Source organism: Pseudomonas sp. NDM (assembly GCF_003105095.1).
Lineage (GTDB): Bacteria > Pseudomonadota > Gammaproteobacteria > Pseudomonadales > Pseudomonadaceae > Aquipseudomonas > Aquipseudomonas moraviensis_A.
Map to the genome: position 1 here is coordinate 39436 of NZ_QETJ01000005.1, position 20561 is coordinate 59996.

The window sequence follows — 20561 nt, forward strand, 5'->3', positions numbered from 1 at the left end:
CTATTGCGCTGAGCGTGTCCAGACCCTGACGTAATCAATGCGAAACACCGACGGCAGGTCAGCATCGTCGACCACCCCGAACCAGTCCCACATCGCTTCGCTGTCGAAAACGATTTGCATGGGGAAGTGCCAATAGGTGTTCTTCGCCTCCCGGACCAGAACGCCGTCGACGTACCAGCGCAACGTCTCGGGTTGCCAGTCGAAACCGTACACATGAAAGGTACTGGCCAGCCGCCAAGGGGCGTTCCAGGTGCTGCCGGAACTCAGGTGTTGATCATTCTGCGGTCTGGCCCAGACATGGGCGTTCATGTTGTACCGGCGGTCGAACGCTTCGTTGCGGGTTTTGCCGCCGATTTCGAAGATGTCGATTTCCGTGGCGTTGTCCGGCAGCCCGGTCCACGCCAGCCAGAACGCACTGGAGCCGGCAGAGTTCATCGGCTTCGCCCGGGCTTCGTAATAGCCGTACATCCCCCGTTCGTTGGTGCGGACCATCGCCGAGCTGTAGTCCTTGTAGCCCAAGGCGACGTATTTCTCGGGGAGGGTCTGTTTGCGGAAAGTGATGTTCAGATTACCGCTGCCGACCTTGGCGTTCTCCGGTAAAAACAGCGCCGGTTTGCGCCCGAGGGAATCGGTGCCGGTGGCGTTGTTGACGTGCCAGCGTTGGGCATCGAGCGTGCTGCCGTTGAATTCGTCGGACAGCCGCGTATCGAGCTTCCAGCCGCCGGCATTGGCCTGATCCGACAACGGCAGATCGGGGGTAACGTGCGTCGGGGTCGGGCCTAACGGGCCAACCCGGGTCCACGCATCGGCCTGCTGCGGAACCACGACCGCCCACTTTTGCGCCAGATACTCGAACACGGTGCGGCGTTCGTCCTGGTTGCTGAATGGACGGTCATACACCAGCACTTCGGCGATGTCGCCACGGAGGATTTCCGAGGTGCCGACTACGTTGCGCGCCACCGCGAACGGGCCGATCGGCACGTCACTGGTTTCCAGCAACGCCAGCGCCGGCTCGTAGGCGCTGGTCTGCTGCACACTGATGCCGAAATTCGGCGCGACGTTGTCGTTGTCCGCCAGTTGCGGGCGGGAGCTGAACAGTCGCTGCCAGGCCTTGCCGCCGGCCTGCTCGGGCAGACGTCGCGAGACGACGAAGACCGTCACCGGGCCTTTGCTTGTGCGAATCGCCTGGCCCATGAACGCCGCCGTGCCGCTGAAACGCACCACGCCGTGGCCGTTGAGCGCGTTGTCGACCCGCGTCGGCAAGATCGTCGCCGCGCGGTTGTCGACGGTGACGTCATTGCCCTTGCCGGATTTGTCCAGCCAGCGTACGACCTGGTTTTGCCCCTCCAGTGTCATCGCGGCCGGGTCATTGCCGTCGAGCCACAACACCAGGCCTTCAGTGACCGGTCCTGGAATATTGGCCTCGGCGCCAGCGCTCAGCAGCAGCAAGACTAACAGCATGCATGGTGATCTGTTCATGAGTCGTCCCTAACGTGAGTTGGCGGCGTTATTACGTGCCCACCGCCAGCAGCGGCGCCGGTTGCGGGCGGTAGCCCCATGGGTTGCTGGTCTGCCAGCGCCAGCTGTCGATGAGCATTTGTGTCAGCTCGCGTTGCGCGCGCCAGCCCAGTTCGCGCCCGGCCTTGCTTGCATCGGCGCGGCATTCGGCGACATCACCGGCGCGGCGCGGAGCGAAGCGGTAGGGGATGCGCAGACCGGTGACGTCTTCGAAGGCGCTGATGATCTGCAACACGCTGTAGCCGGTGCCGGTGCCGAGATTCCAAACGTGCAGGCCATGCTCGTCGCCCTGCAAAACCTGCAGTGCCTTGAGATGACCAGCAGCCAGATCCAGCACATGGATGTAATCGCGAATACAGGTGCCGTCGACGGTCGGATAGTCGTTGCCATAAACGGTCAACGCCGCGCGCTGGCCGCTGGCAACCTCGGTCAGGCACGGCAGCAGATTGTTCGGCCGACCGTTGGGTGCCTCGCCGATCAGCCCGCTCTCGTGCGCGCCGATCGGATTGAAGTAACGCAGCACGGCAATGTTCCAGCGCGCGTCGGCGACGGCGAGGTCGCTGAGCAATTCTTCGATCACCAGCTTCGAGCGTCCGTACGGATTGGCCGGTTTGCCGGTGCCATGCGATTCCACGATCGGCATCACGGTCGGCTCTCCGTAGACAGTGGCCGATGAACTGAACACCAGATTGAACACGTGGGCGCGGGCCATCGCCTGACACAGGTTCAGCGTGCCGACCACGTTGTTGGCGTAGTAATCCATCGGCCGACGCATGCTTTGCGCGACCGCTTTGAGACCGGCGAAATGCAGCACCGCGTCGATCGCGTAAGTGCTGAAAATCTCCTCCAGCAACGCCGCGTCGCGGATATCGCCTTCGATGAAATCGATGTGCGAATGACTCAACAGCTCGAGCCGTGTGATGGCCTCGCGGCTGCTGTTGCACAGGTTGTCGAGGATCAGAACCGAGCGTCCGGACTCGATCAACTGCAATGCCGTGTGCGAACCGATGTAGCCGGCACCGCCCGTGATCAACGTGGTTTTGCGCATGACGACGTGCTCCATTGCGAGGAAATCCGGCTCAGCGGGCGGTGAACACCAACTTGAATTCTTGCGGCCAGCGCGGGTGCAGCAGGCTGTAGGCCAAGGCGTAGGTCAGCGTGCCGATGGCGATGTCGCCGGCCAGGTGCGCATAACCGGACAGGCCGGTCTGCCGCGACAGCCACATCACCACCACGACCATCACGACAGAGGCAAGCAGGCTGCGGTAACTGGACTGGAAGAAGCTGCGCCAGTCGTAACCGATGGCGGCGTGCAGGCCGCGCACCTGCAAGGGTGTGATCAGCAGCATGCGCAGCAGCAATGCCAGTGCCGCCGCCATGCCGCCGTAGCTCGCCCCGAGCAGATACACCAGCGCCAGCGCGAGCAGGGTGGTGGCGACTTCGGCCTTGAGCGTCAGATGCGTGCGATTGACCGCCACCAGCGCAGTGGTCGCATACAGCGCCAGATTGCCCAGCGCCGCCGTGCCGGCGAGCACTTGCAGCAAGGGAATCGCGTCGGCCCATTTCGCGCCGAAGATCAGCAGGATGATGTCTTCGGCGGTCAGGGCAATGCCGAAAAACAGCGGGGTCAGCACGAAGCCGCTGATTGCCGTGGAGTCGCCGATGACGCCGATCAGCCGCGCCGGTTCGGCACTGCGCCGGGCGAACACCGGCAGGGCATAACTCATCAAGCCGTTGTAGATCGCCGAGCGCGGCAGGTCGATGATGCGCATCGCCAAGTTGAACATGCCCACCGCGTGCGCCCCGGCAGTCAGGCCGAGAATCAAGTTGACGCCGCGTTGCAGGGTTTGCGAACTCATGACGTTGACGCAGACCGGGAGCCCGGCGCGCAGCAGTTCGCCCAGCACCTGGCGGTCGATCAGCAAGGGAATGCGCCGACGCTCGCTGCGCATCAGCACCAGCGTGGAAATGCCGTCCATGATCAGCGCCTGCGCGACCACCGCCCACGGGCCGAAACCCAGCAGCGCAACAGCCACGCCGCCAACCCCGCCAGCCACTTTGCCGAGCAAGGTGCGCGAGGCCAGCAGCTTGAAATTGCCGCTACGGCGCATCTGTGCCACATACACCCGGGCCATCAGGGTGAAGAGGATTTTCACCGAGGCCACGGCGGTCATCCAGCGCAACGCGGTGGACGGCGTATACAGCACGACCGCCAACGAGATCAACGCAATCGACAACAGACTAACCAGCACCGCAAACCAGAACACGCTGCTGATGTGTTTGTCTTCCATCCGCTGCAGGCGCACCAGCGGGTCTTCGAGCATCGACGAGAACAGAATGCCCACCATTTCGACCACGGCGATGATCAGCGTGCCGATGCCCAGCTCGGTCGGCGTCAGCAAATGCGCGTAGACGACAAAGGTAATCATCGACAGGAAAATCAGGCCGAACTTCTCGGTGAAAATCCATACGAGGGTCATCAGGCGACGGTTGGCCATGGCGCGATCCCCGACACTCAGCGGCTGTTGCCCAGGTTTTTCAAGCAGGCGTAGAGGTAGCGCAGGGTCGGTTTGCCCTGGGAGAAAAACAGCGTCTGCCACGAATGTCCGAGCATCTGCCGGAACACCTCGATGACCCGTCGATGATCGCCGCGCCGGGAAAACGCATTGAGAAACTCCGCGTGATTGGCGAGGACGAAATAGATCCGCTGCTGCTTGTTCAGCCGGGTGCCGTAGCGTGCCAGGTACAGCTGAATGAAGCGCAGCTTGTGCGGGTAATACTTGTGCGGTTGCGCGGTGATGTTGGCGGCGTTGACGGCGCGCCAGTGCAGGATCTGCGGCACGCTGTGGATCTCGCTGATTTCCGCGATGCGCGTCCACAGCAGACGATCCTCGGCGAAGCGCAGGCTCTGATCAAAGCCGCCAATGGCGACGATGATTTCGCGCAGGGCGAGTACGCCGGAGGTGCCGTTGATGATGTTTTCGCGCATGAAATCGGCAAAGTGGTCGCCGTGTTTGCAGCGGTCCTCCAACTGGCGTTTGCCGTCACTGAATTCGCTCATCTGAAAACAATCGATCAGACCGACCTTGCGCCCCTGTTGGCTCAGTTCGGCGTGCAGGGTGAGTTGTTTTTGCAGTTTCTCGGGATGCCAGCGGTCATCGGCATCGAGGAAGGCGATGAAGGTTTCCTCGGCACTGAACACGCCGCGATTGCGCGCACTGGCCGGGCCTTGGTTGGGCTGCTGCAACAGCACGATGGGAAAGGGCGCGGCGTACTGCTTGACGATCTCTGGCCCGGCATCGCTGGAACCGTCATCGACGACGATGACTTTGTCCGGCAGGCGGGTTTGTGCACTCACCGAATCCAGCGTGCGTTGGATGCTGGCGGCGGCGTTATACAGCGGAATCACCACGCACACGGTGACGGCCGAGGGATCATTCAGCATGGGCGTTGCTCCCGGAAAGTGGTGCGCATCGGCCGAGCGCTGGCGACTGGCAGCGGCTGCGTACGGGCGACGAGGTGGTGGCGGAAGGTCAGGCTGAGCACGCAGAAAATCAGGAACTCCCCCGAGCGGTAGTTGGGGATCACATAGGCGACGTAATTGGTGACCACGAACAGGCCGATGATCACCAGCGCACAGGCCTGATAGCGCGCCGACTGATCTGCGGTGATTGCCCGGTAGCGCTTGCTCAGCGTCTGGGCAAACATCAGCAGCAGGGCAATCAACTGGATCACGCCGCCGTTGAGCAGGGTTTCGACGTAGCCACTGTGGGCATTGCCGATGTAGCCCCAGCGGGTAATGAACGCATCGGCATCGGCGCTGGCCCAGAACGCGCCGAAGCCGTAGCCCTTGAGAAATTGCGCATCGATCAGCGGCTGCAACAGCTCCCAGATCAACGTGCGGTCAGTGAGTGACGGGTCGCGGCCGACCAGTTCCAGCAGCATGGCGTAGTTGGCGTAAAGCACCCCACACAAGAGGAAGAACACCAGCGTCGCGGCGGTGAAGGCCAGCAGGGAGCGGTTGATGCGCAAGCGGATCAGCGTGATGAAGTAGGCGTAACTGGCGGTGCCGGCGACGATCAGCGCAATCGCCGTGGCCGACTGCGCCAGGCCAATGGCGATCAGCGCGAACAGCCCGTAGAGGATTGCCAGCGGGTTGCGTTGGCGGATCATCGGCAGCAGCAACAGGATCGCGATGGCGTTCAGGCGTGCGCCGGCGTTCTTTTCCGCGAACACGCCGCGAAAGGCACCGTCACGGATGCCGCCGGAAATGAAGGCGATGTCCGGGCGAATCACGGCGAAGATCAAGCCGACCAGCGCCGCCGCACCGATCACGCAACCGAACAGAAAAGCGATCCGCTCGATGCTGTAGCGCCAGGCAATGAAACCGGCGAAGAACACTACGCTGAGCAGCGCGACGAAACGCTTGAAGCTGAGCATCGGCTCGCTCGACCAACTGATCGACGCCGCCACGCAGCCGAGGAACACCAGCAAAAACAGGTTCTGCCGGTAGAAGCTCTTGCTGAGAAAAACCTTGTGGCGGATGAAAAAGAACAGCGGCACCAGCAAGGTCAGCAAGCCGCAGACCTGATTGGCCAGATTGCCTTCCAGATCCTGCTGCGCATCGTCCAGCGTGCTGACATTGCCCAGGCGCAGAAAGAAGCCGATCACTTGCGTATAGAACAGCACGCCAAACAAGGTGAAGGCGTCGGCCAGCGTCGAATAGCGCACTTGCAGGCGGCTCATCTCAGCGCCTCCCGAGTAACGCCTTGAGGTAGGTCTGCACCGCGCGAGCGCTGACAAAACGCGCGGCAGCATCGATGCGCCGCTGGCGATGCAAGGCGCGCGGCGCGGTCATTTGCGCGCTGATCGCGGCGGCGAGAGCGCCCGGGTCGTCGACCTCGACCAAGGGCGCGACGGCGCCGTCGGCGAGAATTTCCTGCGGGCCATACGGGCAGCGCGTCGCCACTACCGGCGTGCCGGTAGACAAAGCTTCGACCAAGGCGTTGGGGCTGCCCTCGAAACGCGACGACAGGACAAAGCAATCTGCCCGAGCGATCTCGGCGATTGGATCACTGGCGTAACCCGGCAGATCGCAACGCTGTGCAACGCCGAGCGCTGTCGCTTGCGCCAGCAGTTCGCCGCGCAGGGCGCCTTCGCCGAAGATGATCAGCCGCGCATCGCCTCGCGGCAGGCGGGCGAAGGCGTCGATCAGGGTGTCGAAACCTTTTTGCTGCGCCAGCCGACCCACAGCGACGATCACCGGGGTGGTTTTGTCCTTGAGCCAGGGATGGCTGGGCGCGGCGGCAGGTTTGTCGCGAAAATCGTTGTCGAGCACCGGGTTGTCGGCGGTGGTCACGTCGCGCGGACGGGCGATGGTGGTGTCGACCAGATCTTCGGCGACGCCTTGTGATACGCAGATCACCGGGTTGGGAATCAGCCGGTACAGCCACGGCGCCAGCCAGTAGGCGAGCTTCACCGACAGGGCCGGGTTGACGTGCTTGTCCCGCGAGAATGCATTGCGCTCGCTGACATGCAGCCGCGCCAAAGTCCCGGACAGCACAGCCGCGGCAATCGCCACGACGTTGACGTGGGTGAGGGCGGCCAGTTGCGCGTCGTATTGATTGCTGCGCAAAAAACGCGTCAGCGCCGGCACCGCCGCTGCGCTGCGCGGACTGTCGAGCAGCACTTGCCTGACCCGTGGGTCGAGCGCCGGTTGATTGATGCCGGCACCGGTGAGCATCAGCAACGTGACTTCGTTGCCGGCTTCAACCAAGGCACCGGCGAGGCGCACCATCATTTTTTCAGCGCCGCCGGCGCCGAGGTCCTGGAGGATGATCAGCAGTTTTTTCATCGGTTCCACACCTGGTAATAAGCCTGAGCGGCGTACTGGCTGGTATAGGGCTGGATCGCTTCGCTGACCGAGCGTCGGGCCGGCGCAGCGGATTCGCGGCTGGCCAGACTGTCGAGCAGCGCCTCCGCCAGGGCCGGCACATCGTTAACCTTGACCAAGCGCCCGAGGCGTCCGTCGTCGAGCAACTCCCGCGGCCCGCTGCCGCAATCGCTGGAAATCACCGCCGTGCCCAGCGCCAGCGCCTCGACCAGCACCGTCGGCAAACCTTCGTGCAATGAGCTGAGCACCAACCGCTGCGCATGGCGAATCAGCGGATAGGGATTGCGCAGATGCCCGGTGAAATGCACCAGACGTTCGATGCCCAGTCTTTGCGCCTGCGCTTCAAGCGCTGCGCGCAACGGGCCGTCGCCGGCAATCACCAGATAGGGCAGCGTGCGCTGTTGCGCTGCCAGCGCATAGGCTTCGAGCAACAGATCGAAGCCCTTGGTTTCCACCAGTCGGCCCATCCCCAGCCAGTAATGATGGGGCACGCCACCGGGCAACGGCGCTTGTGCCGCATGCAACAGTTGCTCGCTGATCACCGCGTTCGGGCAATAACGGATGCGCGGCTGGCCCCAGGGCATCAACCCGGCAAGCGACTGGCGCAAACCTTGGGACACCGCGACCACCTTGCCGCTGCCGCACAGATACAGCGCGTACAACAGGCGCAGGCTGGCGCGCCCGGTGTTCTGTTCGGCGCAATCCAGTGCGGCGTGGCGGGTGTAGATGACTTGGCACGGACTGCCCAAGGTGGCGAACCAGGTGCAGAGATTCGCCTGCTCCTTGGCGCCGATCAGATGCGTCACGCCTTCGCGAAGAATCAAGCGGCGCAGCAGCACGATCGATTTCAGCCAGCCAACGAGGCCGCCGCCGCCACCGGCAAGGCTTGGCGCGCCGTCGACGTTGGGCGAGTCGCCGTTCATGACGAAAAAACTCACCCGCCGGCCGTCCGCCAGGAACTGCTCGGCGAGGCGTTGCTGCACGCACTCGACGCCGCCGCCAGTCTGGTAATCCTTGAGCGTGAACAGAATATGCATCGGCACAATCCTCATGGGGCGGTGACATTGATCGCCACTTGCTGGCGCAGAATCAGTTCGGTCAGGCGCAGGGCATTGCTCGGGTAGTCGAGCAGGTAACGCTTGATCGTGTGCGGCTCGCGGTACATGCGGTAGAAGGCGCGCAGGTGCAGGCGGTTGATGGCGTCGGGGTAGTAGCGCTCGCTGGCATTCGCCTCCTGACGAATGAAACCGCCGCAGGTGAATGCCACGCCGCTGAAGCCCCCGCGCAGCGCATCGAGGACAAAACGCTCCTGCAGCCCGGCGCCGAGGCCGACCAACAGCAGGTTGGTCCGCTGCCGACGGATGTCAGCCTGCAGCGCCGCGCCTTGCTCGGCGTCGAAGTAACCGTTGTGCGCGCCAACCAGCTGCAGGCGCGGGTACTGCGTGCCGAGCTTCTCCACGAAACGATCAAGCTCCGCCTGCCGCGCGCCGACTACGTAGACGCGTTTGCCGCGTTGCTCGGACTCGCGCAACACCGGATCGGCAATCGAGGTGAAATCGAAACTGACCCGCTCCACCGCGCGCCCGGTAATGCGCGACATGAACCCGGACATCAGCATGCCGTCGCAGAAATACGCCAGCGACGGCGGCGGTTGGCGGATGAAACTGCCGATCGAGGCGAAGTTGAGAAAGGAGAACGCCCGGTTCGATTCCAGCAGCGCCGGCGAATAACGATCCAGCAATTCCAGGCGGATCATGACGCGAGATCCTGTGCTTCTGCGGCGCAGGTCGGCCGGCCCACGCTGATGTAGGTGAAGCCGCGCGCGCTGAGGCGTTGCGGATCGAACAGGTTGCGGCCATCGAAGATCAGCGGGTTTTTCAGCTGGCGGGCGAGCAATTCGAAGTCCGGCGCGCGAAACGATTGCCACTCGGTGACGATCACCAGCGCGTCGGCATTTTTCAGCGCCGCCTCTTTGGTGCCGGCCAGGGTCAGGTCGTCCCGCGGGCCGTAAAGCTGCTGCGCCTGCTCCATGGCTTTCGGGTCGAACGCCTGCACGCTGGCGCCAGCGCGCCACAACGCTTCCATCAACACGCGGCTGGGGGCTTCGCGCATGTCGTCGGTGTTGGGCTTGAAACTCAGGCCCCAGAGGGCAAAGGTTTTGCCTTCAAGGGCACCGTTGAAGTGATCGGCAATCTTGTGGAACAGCGTGCTTTTCTGCTCATTGTTGCGCGACTCCACCGCCCTGAGCAGGCGCGCATCGATGTCGACGCCGTGGGCGGCATGGATCAGCGCACGCACATCCTTGGGAAAACACGAACCGCCGTAACCGATGCCGGGATAGATGAACTGGTAGCCGATGCGCGGATCCGAACCGATGCCGTGGCGGACCATTTCGATGTCGGCGCCAAGCTTTTCGGCAAGCCCGGCCATCTCGTTCATGAAGCTGATCTTGGTCGCCAGCATGCAGTTGGCGGCGTACTTGGTCAGCTCGGCGCTGCGCACGTCCATGACGATGATTTTTTCGCGGTTGCGATTGAACGGTTCGTACAGCTCGCGCATCACCGCTTCGGCGCGGGGGCTGTCGGTGCCGATGATGATTCGGTCCGGGCGCATGCAGTCGTCGACCGCGCAGCCCTCCTTGAGGAATTCCGGGTTGGACACCACGTCGAAGGTCAGCGCAGCGCGGCCGCTTTCGGCGAGGATGGTGTTGATGCACTCGCGCACCCGATCCGCCGTACCCACCGGGACCGTGGATTTGTCGACGATGATCTGCTCGCCGCGCAGGTGCTCGCCGATGGTACGGGCGACGCTCAGCACATGTTTGAGATCCGCCGAACCGTCCTCGTCCGGTGGGGTGCCAACGGCGATCAACAACACGTCGCCGTGCTTTACCGCAGCGGCCAGATCACTGCCGAATTGCAGGCGACCGCTGTGATGGTTTTCCCGCACCAGGCTTTTCAGCCCCGGTTCGTAAATGGGCAGGCTGCCGTCGTTCAAGGCCTGCACCTTGGCCGCGTCGACATCCACACACAGCACGTTGTGGCCGACCTCGGCCAGCGCGGCGCCCTGGACCAGTCCGACATAACCGATACCGAATACACTCACATTCATGGGAAAACCTCATGCGCGGCGGGGTGGGCCAGAGCGCTGGCCGCAGTCAGTAGATGTTTTTCGAGAACAGGGTGAAGGGCGTCTTCAGCAGGATCTTGATGTCCAGCCACAGCGACCATTGATTGATGTAATTGAGGTCCTGGGCGACCCGGCGCTGCATCTTTTCCACGGTCTCGGTTTCGCCGCGGTGCCCGGTGATCTGCGCCAGACCGGTGATGCCAGGCTTGAGCCGATGCCGCGCCATGTAGGCGCGGACCTTGCCGGTGTAATAGATGTTGTGGGTGACTGCGTGCGGGCGCGGCCCGACCAGCGCCATGTGCCCGAACAGCACGTTGAACAGTTGCGGCAGCTCATCGATGGAGCTGCGCCGCAGAAAGCGTCCCAGCGGTGTGACGCGGTCGTCGTCGCGGGTGGCCTGACGCACTTGCTGATCGTCGTGCACGCGCATCGAGCGAAACTTCCACACGCGGATCACTTCGCCGTCGCAGCCATGGCGGTTCTGCTTGAACAGCACGGGCCCCGGCGACGTCAGCTTGACCGCAATGGCCACGCCGAGCAGCAGCGGGCTGAGCAGAATCAGCGCCACCGCTGCGACGCTGCGTTCGAACAGGTCCTTGCAGAACAGGCTGCCGGGATGCGAGGTGAGCAGGCTTTCGTTGAGGTAGATCGCCGGCATCCGCTCGATCTCGGAGATCGAATGATTGAGCAACACCATGCTGCCCAGATCCGGAATCCACACCACGTCGACGTTCATGTCGAGCAGGTTGATGTACAACGCTTCGATGGTCGCCGCCTCGGCCATCGGCAGCACGATGTACACCCGCCGCGCCTGCAAGCGGGTGATGATTTCGCGGATGTCCTCAACCTCGCCGAGCAGCGGCAGAATGCTCGGCGCCGGGCCGCTGTCGGCTTTTGCCGCGACGAAACCGAGCAGCAGCGCGCGATCCGGGTCGAGGAGTTTACGTGCCAGCTCATGGGCGGTCGGGCAGGTGCCGATGATCACCGCGCGGCGCTCGTTGCAGATCATCTTGGTGTACATGCGCACGAACAGATGCAGCGGCAGAAACGTCGCCGCCTGAGCAAGAAAACCCACCACCGCCCAGACAATCACCACCTGCCGGGAAAACAACGCGCTGGTCTGGGTGACGAAGGCGATGCTCATCAGCAGCCCGAGCAGAATCAGCCAGCCGGCGAGCAAGCGTCCGAGCCCGACCAGCAGGCCATGACGTTTGTGATAGACCTGGACGAGGCTGTAGACCGGCATCGAGCCGAGCACGGTGAGGATGATCAGCAGCCGGTATTCACTGGGCAAGGCGCCGATGCGCCAGTGCACCAGCACCATCAGCAACAGGTTGACCAGGGTCATTGCGCACAACCATTGCCCCCAGAAAGTGAGGCCGCGACGCTGTGCCATTTGCGCGGAATATTGCGAGGTCATCGGCACGATCTCCGATTCATCGAACAGGGAAGGGATGGCTGCTGCCGGGCGGCACGGCCCGGAGAATCAGCGCGGGGCGAAGTCGTAGTCGTAGAAGGAACGGGAATGGCCATGGCCGTACTTGCGCGCCTTGCGCAGATCGACCTGATTGAGCACCACGCCGAATACGGGCGCCTGGCTCTGCTGCAACACGGCAATGCTTTTGCGCACCTGGCCGACCGGCGTGCTCTGCGCCTTGACCACGTAGATCACCGCGTCGGAATGCTGGGCCAGCAACAGCGCGTCGCTGACGATTTCCGCTGGCGGCGAATCGATGATGATGTGCCGGTAGCGCGACTTGAGAATGTGCAACAACCGGCCGAGGCGTGGCGAACTGAGCAAATCCTGCGCGGGGGCCACGGCGTTGCTCGAACTGCTCGAGGCTTTCAGTCGTGGTGCGTCGAACGGATCCAGCATCGACGGTGCCAGGCAGCCGGCCGGAAGCATGTCGAGATTGCCGACGCTGCGAATGCAGTCTTCCAGCCGCGCGGTGCCGGCCATGAGGTTGGCGAGGCCGGGGCTCTCTGGCGGGAAATCGAAGTTCAGCGACAGCGTCGGCTGCCGCATGTCGGCATCGATCAGCAGCACCCGTTCCAGCGGCGCCAGCGACGAAGCGAGATTGTTGGCGATGGTGCTCTTGCCTTCGCCGGACACCGAGGACGTGACCAGCACCACCTGCGCCGGGCGCTCGTTGTTTTGCAGCATCAGCCAGGTGCGCAGGTTGCGGATGGTTTCGCAGAAGCGCGGGTGATCGTTGTCTTCGAACAGCCGCGCCAATTGTCGACGGCTCTTCTTCATCACCAGCGGCACCACGCTGAGCAGCGGCACATTGAGCAGGCTCTCGACGGTGTCGTCGGTCTTGAAGGTGTTGCTCAGCGTATCGAAGAGGAAGGCGAGGGCGACGCCAACCACCGCAGCCACCAGCGCAACGATTGCCAGGATCAGGTTCTTGCGCGGTTTGCTCGCTTCCAGCGGGGCGATCGCCGGGTCGACAATGCGCGCCTTGGCCGAATCCATGTCCGAGGTGGCGGCGGTTTCCTTGAGACGAGTGACGAAGGTTTCATACAGCGCGCGGGTGCTGTCGACTTCCCGCTGGAATTCGCGCAGCTGGAATTCCTTGCGCGAAATGTCCTGAATCTGCGCCTTGTTGCTGTTGAAGGATTTGCGCAACGCGTCCTCGCTGGCCACCGCCAGTTGATATTGGCGTTCGATGCCGGCGACCACTTGCTGCACCTGCAGACGCAGGCTGTTGGCCGCCGTGCGTTGTTCGGAACGGGCGGATATCAGTGCCGGGTGCTTGGGCCCGTAGCGGCCCGACAACTCCTCGACCTTGGCCTGGGCCTTGGCCAGGTCGGCCTGGAACTGCTGAATCAGCGGGTTGCTCAGCACCGCCGGCACACTCGACAAGCGACTGATGTCGCCGTTGCTCAAGGACTGCGCCTGACGGAACTGGCTCTCCGCTTCGGCGCGATCGCGGCGTGCATCGATCATGCGGTTGCCGGTCATTTGCAGTTCGTTGGCACTGATCGTCGCGACACCGTCGACATCGACCAGACCCTGTTCTTCGCGATACCCCTGCAACTTGTTTTCGGCCACGCGCAGGTTGTCGCGCAACTCGACCAGGCGGGTGTTCATCCAGCTGGTGTTGTTTTGCGAGGACTTGAGGCTGGTGTCCTGCTGGCTGTCGATGAAGCCTTGGGCGAGGGCATTGGCCACCGCCGCAGCGAGGGCCGGGTCGGGCAGTTCGACGTCGATTTCCAGCAACTGGCTCTTGCCGACAAACTTGACGCTGGTGTGCAGCATCAGGTTCTGCGTGACGTCGTTGAATACCTGTTCTTCGGTCGCTGGCGGCTTCGGTGGCGGCAGCAGATCCAGCCATGGCAGCCATTGGTCACGATTGAGGTCGGCCAGCCATTGGCGCGGGGTGAACCAGCTCTGCGCCTGCTGGCGCGGATCGGTGATCGGGTTCGTGGTGAGGCCGAGCTTGCGCACGGCGCGCTCGGCCAGTTCCCGCGATTGCAGCAGGGCTTGCTGGGTCTGCAGGTAATCGGTGGTGGTGGCGCCTCCGGCTTCAGCGGCTTGCTGAAAACTCATGACGGGCGGCGTCTTGTCCTTGATCAGCAACGTCGCACTGCCGACGTACTGCGGCGTGATCAACGACAGCGCCGCCACGGCCAGCGCGCTACTGAGCAGCACCAGCCAGGCGATATTCCACTTCGCTGACCAGATCACGCGCCACAGGTGCAGCAGATCAAGGGTGTCCGACTCATCGGCCGCTTGCGTTTGCGAGTGGCTCTGAAGCGGACGTTCAAGGTAGGTGCTTGGGCTGTTGTCCATGATCAGAAAAAGCCTTGTGCAATGGAAATGGTGTCGCCGGGGGCGATGACGGTGGTGCGCGAGATGTTTTCAGTGACCGGCGGGCCGCCGCTGCCGCGCAGGATCGTCACGCGTTTCATTGAGGCGCGTTCGGTCAGGCCGCCACCCAGGGCAATGGCTTTTTCCAGGGTCAGGCCGGGCTGGAACGGATAGCTGCCGGGCTTTTGCACTTCGCCATTGATGTAGAACGGGCGGTATTCGATCTGGCTGAGGCTGACTTTCGGATCGACCAGATAGCCTTGCTTGAGGCCGTCGACGATCTTCTGTTCGACCTGATTGGGCGTCAGGCCCTTGGCGACGATTTCGCCGAGAAACGGGTAGGAGAAGGTGCCGGCGTCGTTCAGGCGGATCTTCTTGAAGCTCAGTTCCGGCTCGCCGAACACCGTGATGCGCAAGACATCGCCGGCAGCAAGGCGGTAATCGGCGTTGCTGTCCGCCGCCTCGACCGTGGGCACTGTCCAGAGCAGCAACAACAGTAAAATCAGGCGCGAGTGCATGGCCCAACCCTCCTACAGACTGACGTCGAAAGTGATCTGGAAGACGTTGCGGGTGAAGCTTTCGTTGTCGGCATCGGAGTCGTTGTCGCGGTGCCGATAGGCGAGTTCGACGTCCAGCCAGCGGCGCATTTCGTAAATCACGCCGAGTTTGTAATCCTGCAGATCGTCGCTGCGGTCCTGGCCTTCGTAGACGTAATGGCCCATGCCGACTTCGGCAACGCTGGTGATGCGTTCGGTCCAGCCGTGGCGCCAGCCGACCTGAGTGAAGGTGGCTTTCACCGCGTCGGAACCGTCGTCGCCTTCGGCCATGGCCTGGCGGGCGAGGAAGGTAAACGTCGAGTAGGTGCGCGGTTTCCACGCCAGATCCACTTGCCAGGTCGGGTTGCTCAGATCGTCGGAGCCGCTCTGGTCGAAGTTCTTGCGCTCGTAGCCGACGCGCAATTTGCCGGTGGTTTTTGCGGTCATGTCCCATTCGGCCCCGGCCAGCACCGCATCGGAGCGACTGCTGCGCGGGCTGTTCGATTGCAGGTAGTCGAAGCGCGTGTGGTCGTATTCGAGCAGGCCGCGGGTCTTGCTGCCGAGGCGGTGATACCAGGTGGTGGTGAGGTTGCTGGTGTTGCGCTCCTTGTCATCGTTGATGCCGTCGGCGTTGTCATAGCGCAGTTGGGCGTAGCTGGCGCCAAGGTCGATCTGGTTCAGCGCGCTGCGCGCGCCGAAGGTGTAGACGCCGCCGACGCGCTTGCTTTCGATCTTGTCGTTGATGCCGTCGACGGCGGTCGAGGTGGTGCGCTCGTATTTGCGCGCCTCGGCTTCGAGTTTCAGCCGATGCCGGTCGGTGAACTCCATGATGCTGTCGGCGCGCAGACGCTGGGCGGTGTTCGAAGCGTCCGAGGCGCTGTGATAGATGTATCGGGTCGGCTCCCAGATCACCCGCGTAGCGCTGTTGCGATCCTCGGCCTTGAGCTCGAAGGCCGGCGCCAGGCGGGTGACCATGGTTGACTCGACGTCATGTTCGACTTCACGAAAGTTGTCGTCGTAGCTTTCCGACAAGGCGAAGGTCGGGGTGAAATCGAAGCCGTAGACATTGATCGCTTGCGGCTCAACGCTCCAGGCAGCTTCGGGGGCGCAGCAGGCGACGACTAAAACCAGGGAACAGCGAGGCTTCAGAGCCATGGATCACGCTCCTGATAGAGGGGGTCGGTGTCAGGGCGAAGCGGATCCGGACTATTGTCGCTGGCGTTCGAGGTAACTCAGCGGGACGCTTACGTGTTGTTGGCGGTTGAGGAAATTGAGCAGGATCATCACGCGCTCATCGCCCTGCATGGACAGGAACACACCCTCGAGCAGGGACAGTGGGCCCTGGACGATCTGCAAAGGTTCGCCAGGCTTGAGCGTCGGCTCGGCGGGAAAACCGATCGACTCCTGGCTGCGTTCACGCAATTGTGCGATCACGTCTTCATCGACCCGGGCCGGGACGTGGTTGAATTCGACGATGCGACTGACGCCGCGGGTCGAGCGAATCGGCGCCCAATTATCGTCACGGCTCAACTGAATGAACACGTAGCCGGGGAACAGCGATTCCAGGGTTCGTTGGCGTTTGCCACGAATACTGCGCTCGCTCATCAGCTGCGGCCGAAAGGTCGAATAGTTCTGTTGCTGCAGATTGAGTTGTGCCCGTTCATCCTGGCGGGGCTTGCACTGCAATAAATACCAGTTAGAACCGTTGCGGCAAACCGTTAGCATGCTGGAGTACTCCATACATAGCGATCGTTTAAGCAAGGCGGCCGATAACGTGGGACGAGCCGTCATGCTTGCTAGTAGGTAGTAGGCTGATCAAGGCAAAGTGCCGAGCCAGATGCATCAATGTTTATTGGCAGAAGAAGTGTTTCAAAAATGAATCAACTTAGGTGGGTTATTGTTATATCCGTGGCCGTCTTGGCTATAACGATCCGGCGGCTTTTGTTCAGGCAAAGCTACCGCACGGTTCGCAGTTGCGACCTTCAGGATCCACTTACATAAGTAGCCAGAGAGCGGGAAAGTGCGCATCGGCGCGAGCTCATCGGGCAGGGATTAGTTATCGGCCAGTCTTTGCTAGCTGTCAATTAATAACAGTCAAAAAGACTGCCTTTCATCCGCTGATAATGGCCATGTTTCGTAAATCATTGATCTTTATGGTCGAAATCTATTCGTCGGATTTTTTAAACTTTTCCGAGTTATTGAAGTCGTTGCGATTAGATGGCGGCTGTGATAGCAAATTAGTTTCAATCTTACATCTTTCGCTGCGCAAAAAGTGCGGTCATTAAATGCCTTGCGTCGGATGTCGCTGGCTTCAGCAACTTGGCTCGTCTATGAATAGTTGCCGCCAGACTCTCGTGATATGTCCGGCAATGCGCATCCCTTGAAAGTCGAGCTGGTAAATCGGGGTAATCATGAGCGTTCTGGTAACGGGGGCAGCAGGGTTTATCGGTTATCACACGGCCATGCGTTTAAGTCGCGAGGGATTTTCGGTCGTTGGCATCGATAATCTGAATCCTTACTACGACGTCAAACTCAAACAGGCGCGGTTGCACAGATTGCAAACGCTGACCAATTTCACTTTCCAGCGGCTGGACATCGTCGACCCGGCAGCATTGACCGCGCTGTTCGTGGAGGGCCGATTCAAACAGGTCATTCACCTCGCCGCGCAGGCCGGAGTCCGCTACTCCCTCGACAATCCCGACGCCTACGCGCAATCGAATCTGGTCGGCTTTCTCAACGTCCTCGAAGCCTGCCGGCATCATCCGCCGGCCCACTTGATCTACGCCTCCAGCAGCTCGGTCTATGGTGCCAACATCCGGATGCCGTTTCGCGAAGACGATCAGGTCGATCAGCCGGTTTCGCTGTACGCCGCGACTAAACGCGCCAACGAACTACTCGCGCACAGCTACTGCCATCTCTACGGATTACAGGCTACCGGCCTGCGCTTTTTCACCGTGTACGGCCCGTGGGGCCGACCGGACATGGCGCTGTTCAAATTCACCGAGGCGATGCTGCAAGGGCGCGCCATCGACATCTACAACCAAGGCGAAATGGCGCGGGATTTCACCTATATCGACGACATCGTCGAAGCGATTTTCCGCTTGCTCGACAAACCTCCCACACTCAGCGGGGAGCGCGGCACCAACCGCTTGTTCAATATTGGACGCGGCAGTCCGGTGGCGCTGATGAGCTTCGTCGAATGCCTGGAGCAGGCATTGGGCATGAAAGCGCAGCGCCGTTATCTGCCGATGCAGGAGGGCGATGTGCTGAAAACCTGGGCCGACGTGTCGGCGCTGGCACGCTGCATCGACTTCAGCCCGCAGGTGCCGATCGAGCAGGGCGTGCAAGCGTTCGTGCAGTGGTATCGCGAGTTCTATCAGGTCTGATTCAGTGCAGGGTGACGGCCCTGCGACTTTCCCCAATGCGGATCCGGTCAAGGGCGCGATTCAGCGCATCCAGTGCATCGAGCAGCGCTTTGGCCTCGGCTTCACGACCGTCGCCCCACAGGCGTTCGGCCATTTTGTTCAAGGCCAGAATCGCACGCTCGATGTCGGCTGCACTGGCGGTGTCGTTGGGGGCTGGTGGTTTTTCCGGCATTCAGGGTTCCTCGGCGGACGGCAAACCACCATACCGCCAAGGCGCCGAGCAATACAGCCAGAAGTGCCCCCGATCAGCCGCGGATGCTGTCTGATCAGCGATTAGCCCCAATCAACCCCGTCTCGATAAACCGCACCGAACTCTCCAGCGCCTGGTGCCCCTCGGCCAGCATGGCCGCGTAGAAATGCCAGGCGTGAAACATACCAGGCCACACTTCAAGATTGACCCGGACGCGGTTGTCCGCCAGGTGACTGGCCAGACGCATGGCGTCACTGAGCATCAGTTCGTTTTCGCCGATCTGCACAAGAATCGGTGGCAACCCGGTGACGTCGGCGAACACCGGCGAGGCCAGCGGATGGTTGGCCAAGGTGTCGCCGAGAAAGGCTCGCGCGAGGATGTCCAGCACTGGCTTGGAGTTCAGCGGATCAAGGCCTTCACGATTGCTCATGGAGGCTCCGGTGTGTTCGAGGTTGGCCCATGGCGAGATGGACGAACCCACTGCGGGCAAGGGCAAGCCTTTGGATTTTGCCGCGACCATCACGCTGACCACCATCGCGCCACCCGCCGACTCGCCTGCGAAGGCAATCTTGCTGGCGGTGATGTTCTGCTCAAGCAACCACTCGTAGGCGCGCAAAGTGTCATCGATGGGGGCGGGGAACTGATGCTCCGGTGCGAGGCGGTAATCCGGCATGTACACCCGTGCGCCAAGCATTTTTGCGTAGTTGCCGCCAATGCCGTGGTAGCCGTCAGGTCGACCGACGATGTAGGCGCCACCGTGGATGTACATCAGCACCGCGTCGGTCTTGAGCTCATCCGGAGTCACCAGCGTAGCGGGCACGCCGCCCATGTCGACTGTTTCAAACCTCACGCCAGCCGGCGGCTGATTCTGCCCGAGCATTTTTGCGTAGGCATCGCGGATGTCGCTCATCTTTGTGGTGGTATCGGTGCCCTTGAGCACGGGTACCAGATCGCTGAGGCTGTTGGCCCAGGTTTGCACGGCTGCTTTTACTTCAGTGTTCATATGACCTCGATCAGGCGTTAGTGATGGGTTAACTAATCGAGATGTTATGCTGCTTATTGGGGAATAGGGTTCCCCATAATCGGTGCCAAGCCGCCTGAATGCCAAAACCCGGAGGCCTCATGGAACTGCATAACCTGAACGACATCGCCGCCTTCGTCGCCTCGGTGGATACCGGAAGTTTTACGGCGGCGGCCAGGCAACTCGGGCTGACCCGCTCGGCCGTCGGTAAATCGATCGTGCGCCTCGAATCGCGTCTGCAGGTGCGCCTGCTTAACCGCACAACCCGCAGCCTGAGCCTGACCGACGATGGTCGGGTGCTGTATGAGCGATGTGTGGGCATCTTGCAGGATCTGGACGAGGTCGAAGAGGCTTTGGCTTTCCGCCGTACGACGCCCAGCGGCCGCTTGCGCATGAGCCTGCCGGTAGCACTGGGCCGGCTGCACGTTGTGCAGCACATCGAGCGCTGCTTGAGAGACTGGCCGTCGCTCGCCATCGACGCGACGTTTTCCGATCGGCTGGTCGACCTGATCGACGAAGGTTTCGATCTGGCGATTCGCATCGGTCCGCCCAAGGAAGACTCCGGGCTACTCACGCGGACGGTGGCTTACCAGCAAATGATCACCTGTGCCTCGCCCAATTATCTGAATGAATATCCGGCACCGCAGACACCCGAAGATCTCGCCGCGCATGCGTGCCTGCACTTCGTCAGCGGCGGCCGATTGCTGCCGTGGAACTTCCGCATCAACGGTCAGCCTGTGCCTGTCATTCATGCCGGACGGCTGCAAATGGACAGCGCCGAAGCCTTGCATCAGGCGACTGCCGCAGGCCTCGGTATCGCGACGTTGCCATCCTATGTGGTCAACGATGACTTGCGCAGTGGCAAGCTCGTGCAGTTGCTCGCAGATTACGCCGAGGCTGCCGAGCCTATCCGGGTTATTTACCCGAGCAAGCGACACCTGTCGCCGAAGATTCGGCTGTTCATCGACAGGCTGGTGGAAGCGTGGTCGCCGGCGCCTTGGGAATGATTGCCGGTCTTTGCAGCTGTTTTGCAAA

At 61.9% G+C, this 20561-nt stretch carries 18 protein-coding genes; 2 read left to right on the forward strand and 16 right to left on the reverse strand.

Features of this window, described 5'->3' with window-relative positions; translation table 11 throughout:
• The 14 genes from DCO47_RS02265 to rfaH all read right to left on the reverse strand — a co-directional run bounded on the left by DCO47_RS02265 (position 1) and on the right by rfaH (position 16615).
• A complete protein-coding gene (locus DCO47_RS02265) occupies positions 1-1461 on the reverse strand; it encodes a family 16 glycosylhydrolase (RefSeq protein WP_116657362.1) in 1461 nt (486 codons plus the stop codon).
• Positions 1462-1510: 49 nt separating this feature from the next.
• A complete protein-coding gene (gene galE, locus DCO47_RS02270) occupies positions 1511-2566 on the reverse strand; it encodes a UDP-glucose 4-epimerase GalE (protein WP_116657363.1) in 1056 nt (351 codons plus the stop codon).
• A gap of 31 nt (positions 2567-2597) precedes the next feature.
• Positions 2598-4016: an oligosaccharide flippase family protein gene (locus DCO47_RS02275; protein ID WP_065617235.1), complete on the reverse strand. Its 1419-nt coding sequence runs from the start codon at positions 4014-4016 to the stop codon at positions 2598-2600.
• Positions 4017-4033: 17 nt separating this feature from the next.
• On the reverse strand, positions 4034-4963 hold the full coding sequence (locus DCO47_RS02280; protein WP_116657364.1) for a glycosyltransferase family 2 protein: 930 nt from the start codon (positions 4961-4963) through the stop codon (positions 4034-4036).
• Positions 4957-6264: an O-antigen ligase gene (locus DCO47_RS02285; RefSeq protein WP_116657365.1), complete on the reverse strand. Its 1308-nt coding sequence runs from the start codon at positions 6262-6264 to the stop codon at positions 4957-4959. The genes DCO47_RS02280 and DCO47_RS02285 overlap by 7 nt, the downstream gene beginning before the upstream one ends.
• Position 6265: 1 nt before the next feature.
• Positions 6266-7372, reverse strand: coding sequence for a glycosyltransferase (locus DCO47_RS02290; RefSeq protein ID WP_116657366.1), 1107 nt, complete (start codon positions 7370-7372; stop codon positions 6266-6268).
• Positions 7369-8448, reverse strand: a complete 1080-nt coding sequence (locus DCO47_RS02295; protein ID WP_116657367.1) for a glycosyltransferase — start codon at positions 8446-8448, stop codon at positions 7369-7371. Before DCO47_RS02295 ends, DCO47_RS02290 begins: the two co-directional genes overlap by 4 nt.
• 11 nt (positions 8449-8459) lie before the next feature.
• Entirely contained in the window at positions 8460-9167 is a 708-nt protein-coding gene (locus tag DCO47_RS02300) for a WecB/TagA/CpsF family glycosyltransferase (protein ID WP_065617238.1), read from the reverse strand.
• Complete coding sequence (locus DCO47_RS02305; RefSeq protein WP_064361729.1) at positions 9164-10522, reverse strand: UDP-glucose/GDP-mannose dehydrogenase family protein; 1359 nt, start codon at positions 10520-10522, stop codon at positions 9164-9166. Before DCO47_RS02305 ends, DCO47_RS02300 begins: the two co-directional genes overlap by 4 nt.
• A 46-nt stretch (positions 10523-10568) precedes the next feature.
• Positions 10569-11960, reverse strand: coding sequence for an undecaprenyl-phosphate glucose phosphotransferase (locus tag DCO47_RS02310; protein ID WP_116657368.1), 1392 nt, complete (start codon positions 11958-11960; stop codon positions 10569-10571).
• Between the two features lie 66 nt (positions 11961-12026).
• Positions 12027-14336, reverse strand: a complete 2310-nt coding sequence (locus DCO47_RS02315; protein ID WP_116657369.1) for a polysaccharide biosynthesis tyrosine autokinase — start codon at positions 14334-14336, stop codon at positions 12027-12029.
• A 2-nt stretch (positions 14337-14338) separates the two neighbouring features.
• Positions 14339-14872 carry a polysaccharide biosynthesis/export family protein gene (locus tag DCO47_RS02320; protein WP_042609790.1) on the reverse strand — a complete coding sequence of 178 codons (534 nt, stop codon included), beginning with the start codon at positions 14870-14872 and terminating at the stop codon, positions 14339-14341.
• Positions 14873-14884: 12 nt separating this feature from the next.
• On the reverse strand, positions 14885-16045 hold the full coding sequence (locus DCO47_RS02325; RefSeq protein ID WP_042609791.1) for an outer membrane beta-barrel protein: 1161 nt from the start codon (positions 16043-16045) through the stop codon (positions 14885-14887).
• 51 nt (positions 16046-16096) lie between these two features.
• Complete coding sequence (rfaH, locus tag DCO47_RS02330; protein ID WP_064361725.1) at positions 16097-16615, reverse strand: transcription/translation regulatory transformer protein RfaH; 519 nt, start codon at positions 16613-16615, stop codon at positions 16097-16099.
• 686 nt (positions 16616-17301) lie between these two features.
• On the opposite strand from rfaH, the gene DCO47_RS02335 reads away from it, so the two are divergent.
• On the forward strand, positions 17302-18276 hold the full coding sequence (locus tag DCO47_RS02335) for an NAD-dependent epimerase (RefSeq protein ID WP_116657370.1): 975 nt from the start codon (positions 17302-17304) through the stop codon (positions 18274-18276).
• A 1-nt stretch (position 18277) separates the two neighbouring features.
• Here the strand turns inward: DCO47_RS02335 and DCO47_RS02340 are convergent, their stop codons facing one another.
• Both DCO47_RS02340 and DCO47_RS02345 read right to left on the reverse strand, forming a co-directional pair.
• A complete protein-coding gene (locus tag DCO47_RS02340) occupies positions 18278-18487 on the reverse strand; it encodes a hypothetical protein (RefSeq protein ID WP_116657371.1) in 210 nt (69 codons plus the stop codon).
• A 94-nt stretch (positions 18488-18581) separates the two neighbouring features.
• On the reverse strand, positions 18582-19508 hold the full coding sequence (locus DCO47_RS02345) for an alpha/beta hydrolase (RefSeq protein ID WP_165839176.1): 927 nt from the start codon (positions 19506-19508) through the stop codon (positions 18582-18584).
• 119 nt (positions 19509-19627) lie between these two features.
• Here DCO47_RS02345 and DCO47_RS02350 point away from each other — a divergent pair, with 119 nt between their 5' ends.
• On the forward strand, positions 19628-20533 hold the full coding sequence (locus DCO47_RS02350; RefSeq protein WP_116657372.1) for a LysR family transcriptional regulator: 906 nt from the start codon (positions 19628-19630) through the stop codon (positions 20531-20533).
• The last annotated feature ends 28 nt before the right edge of the window (positions 20534-20561 follow it).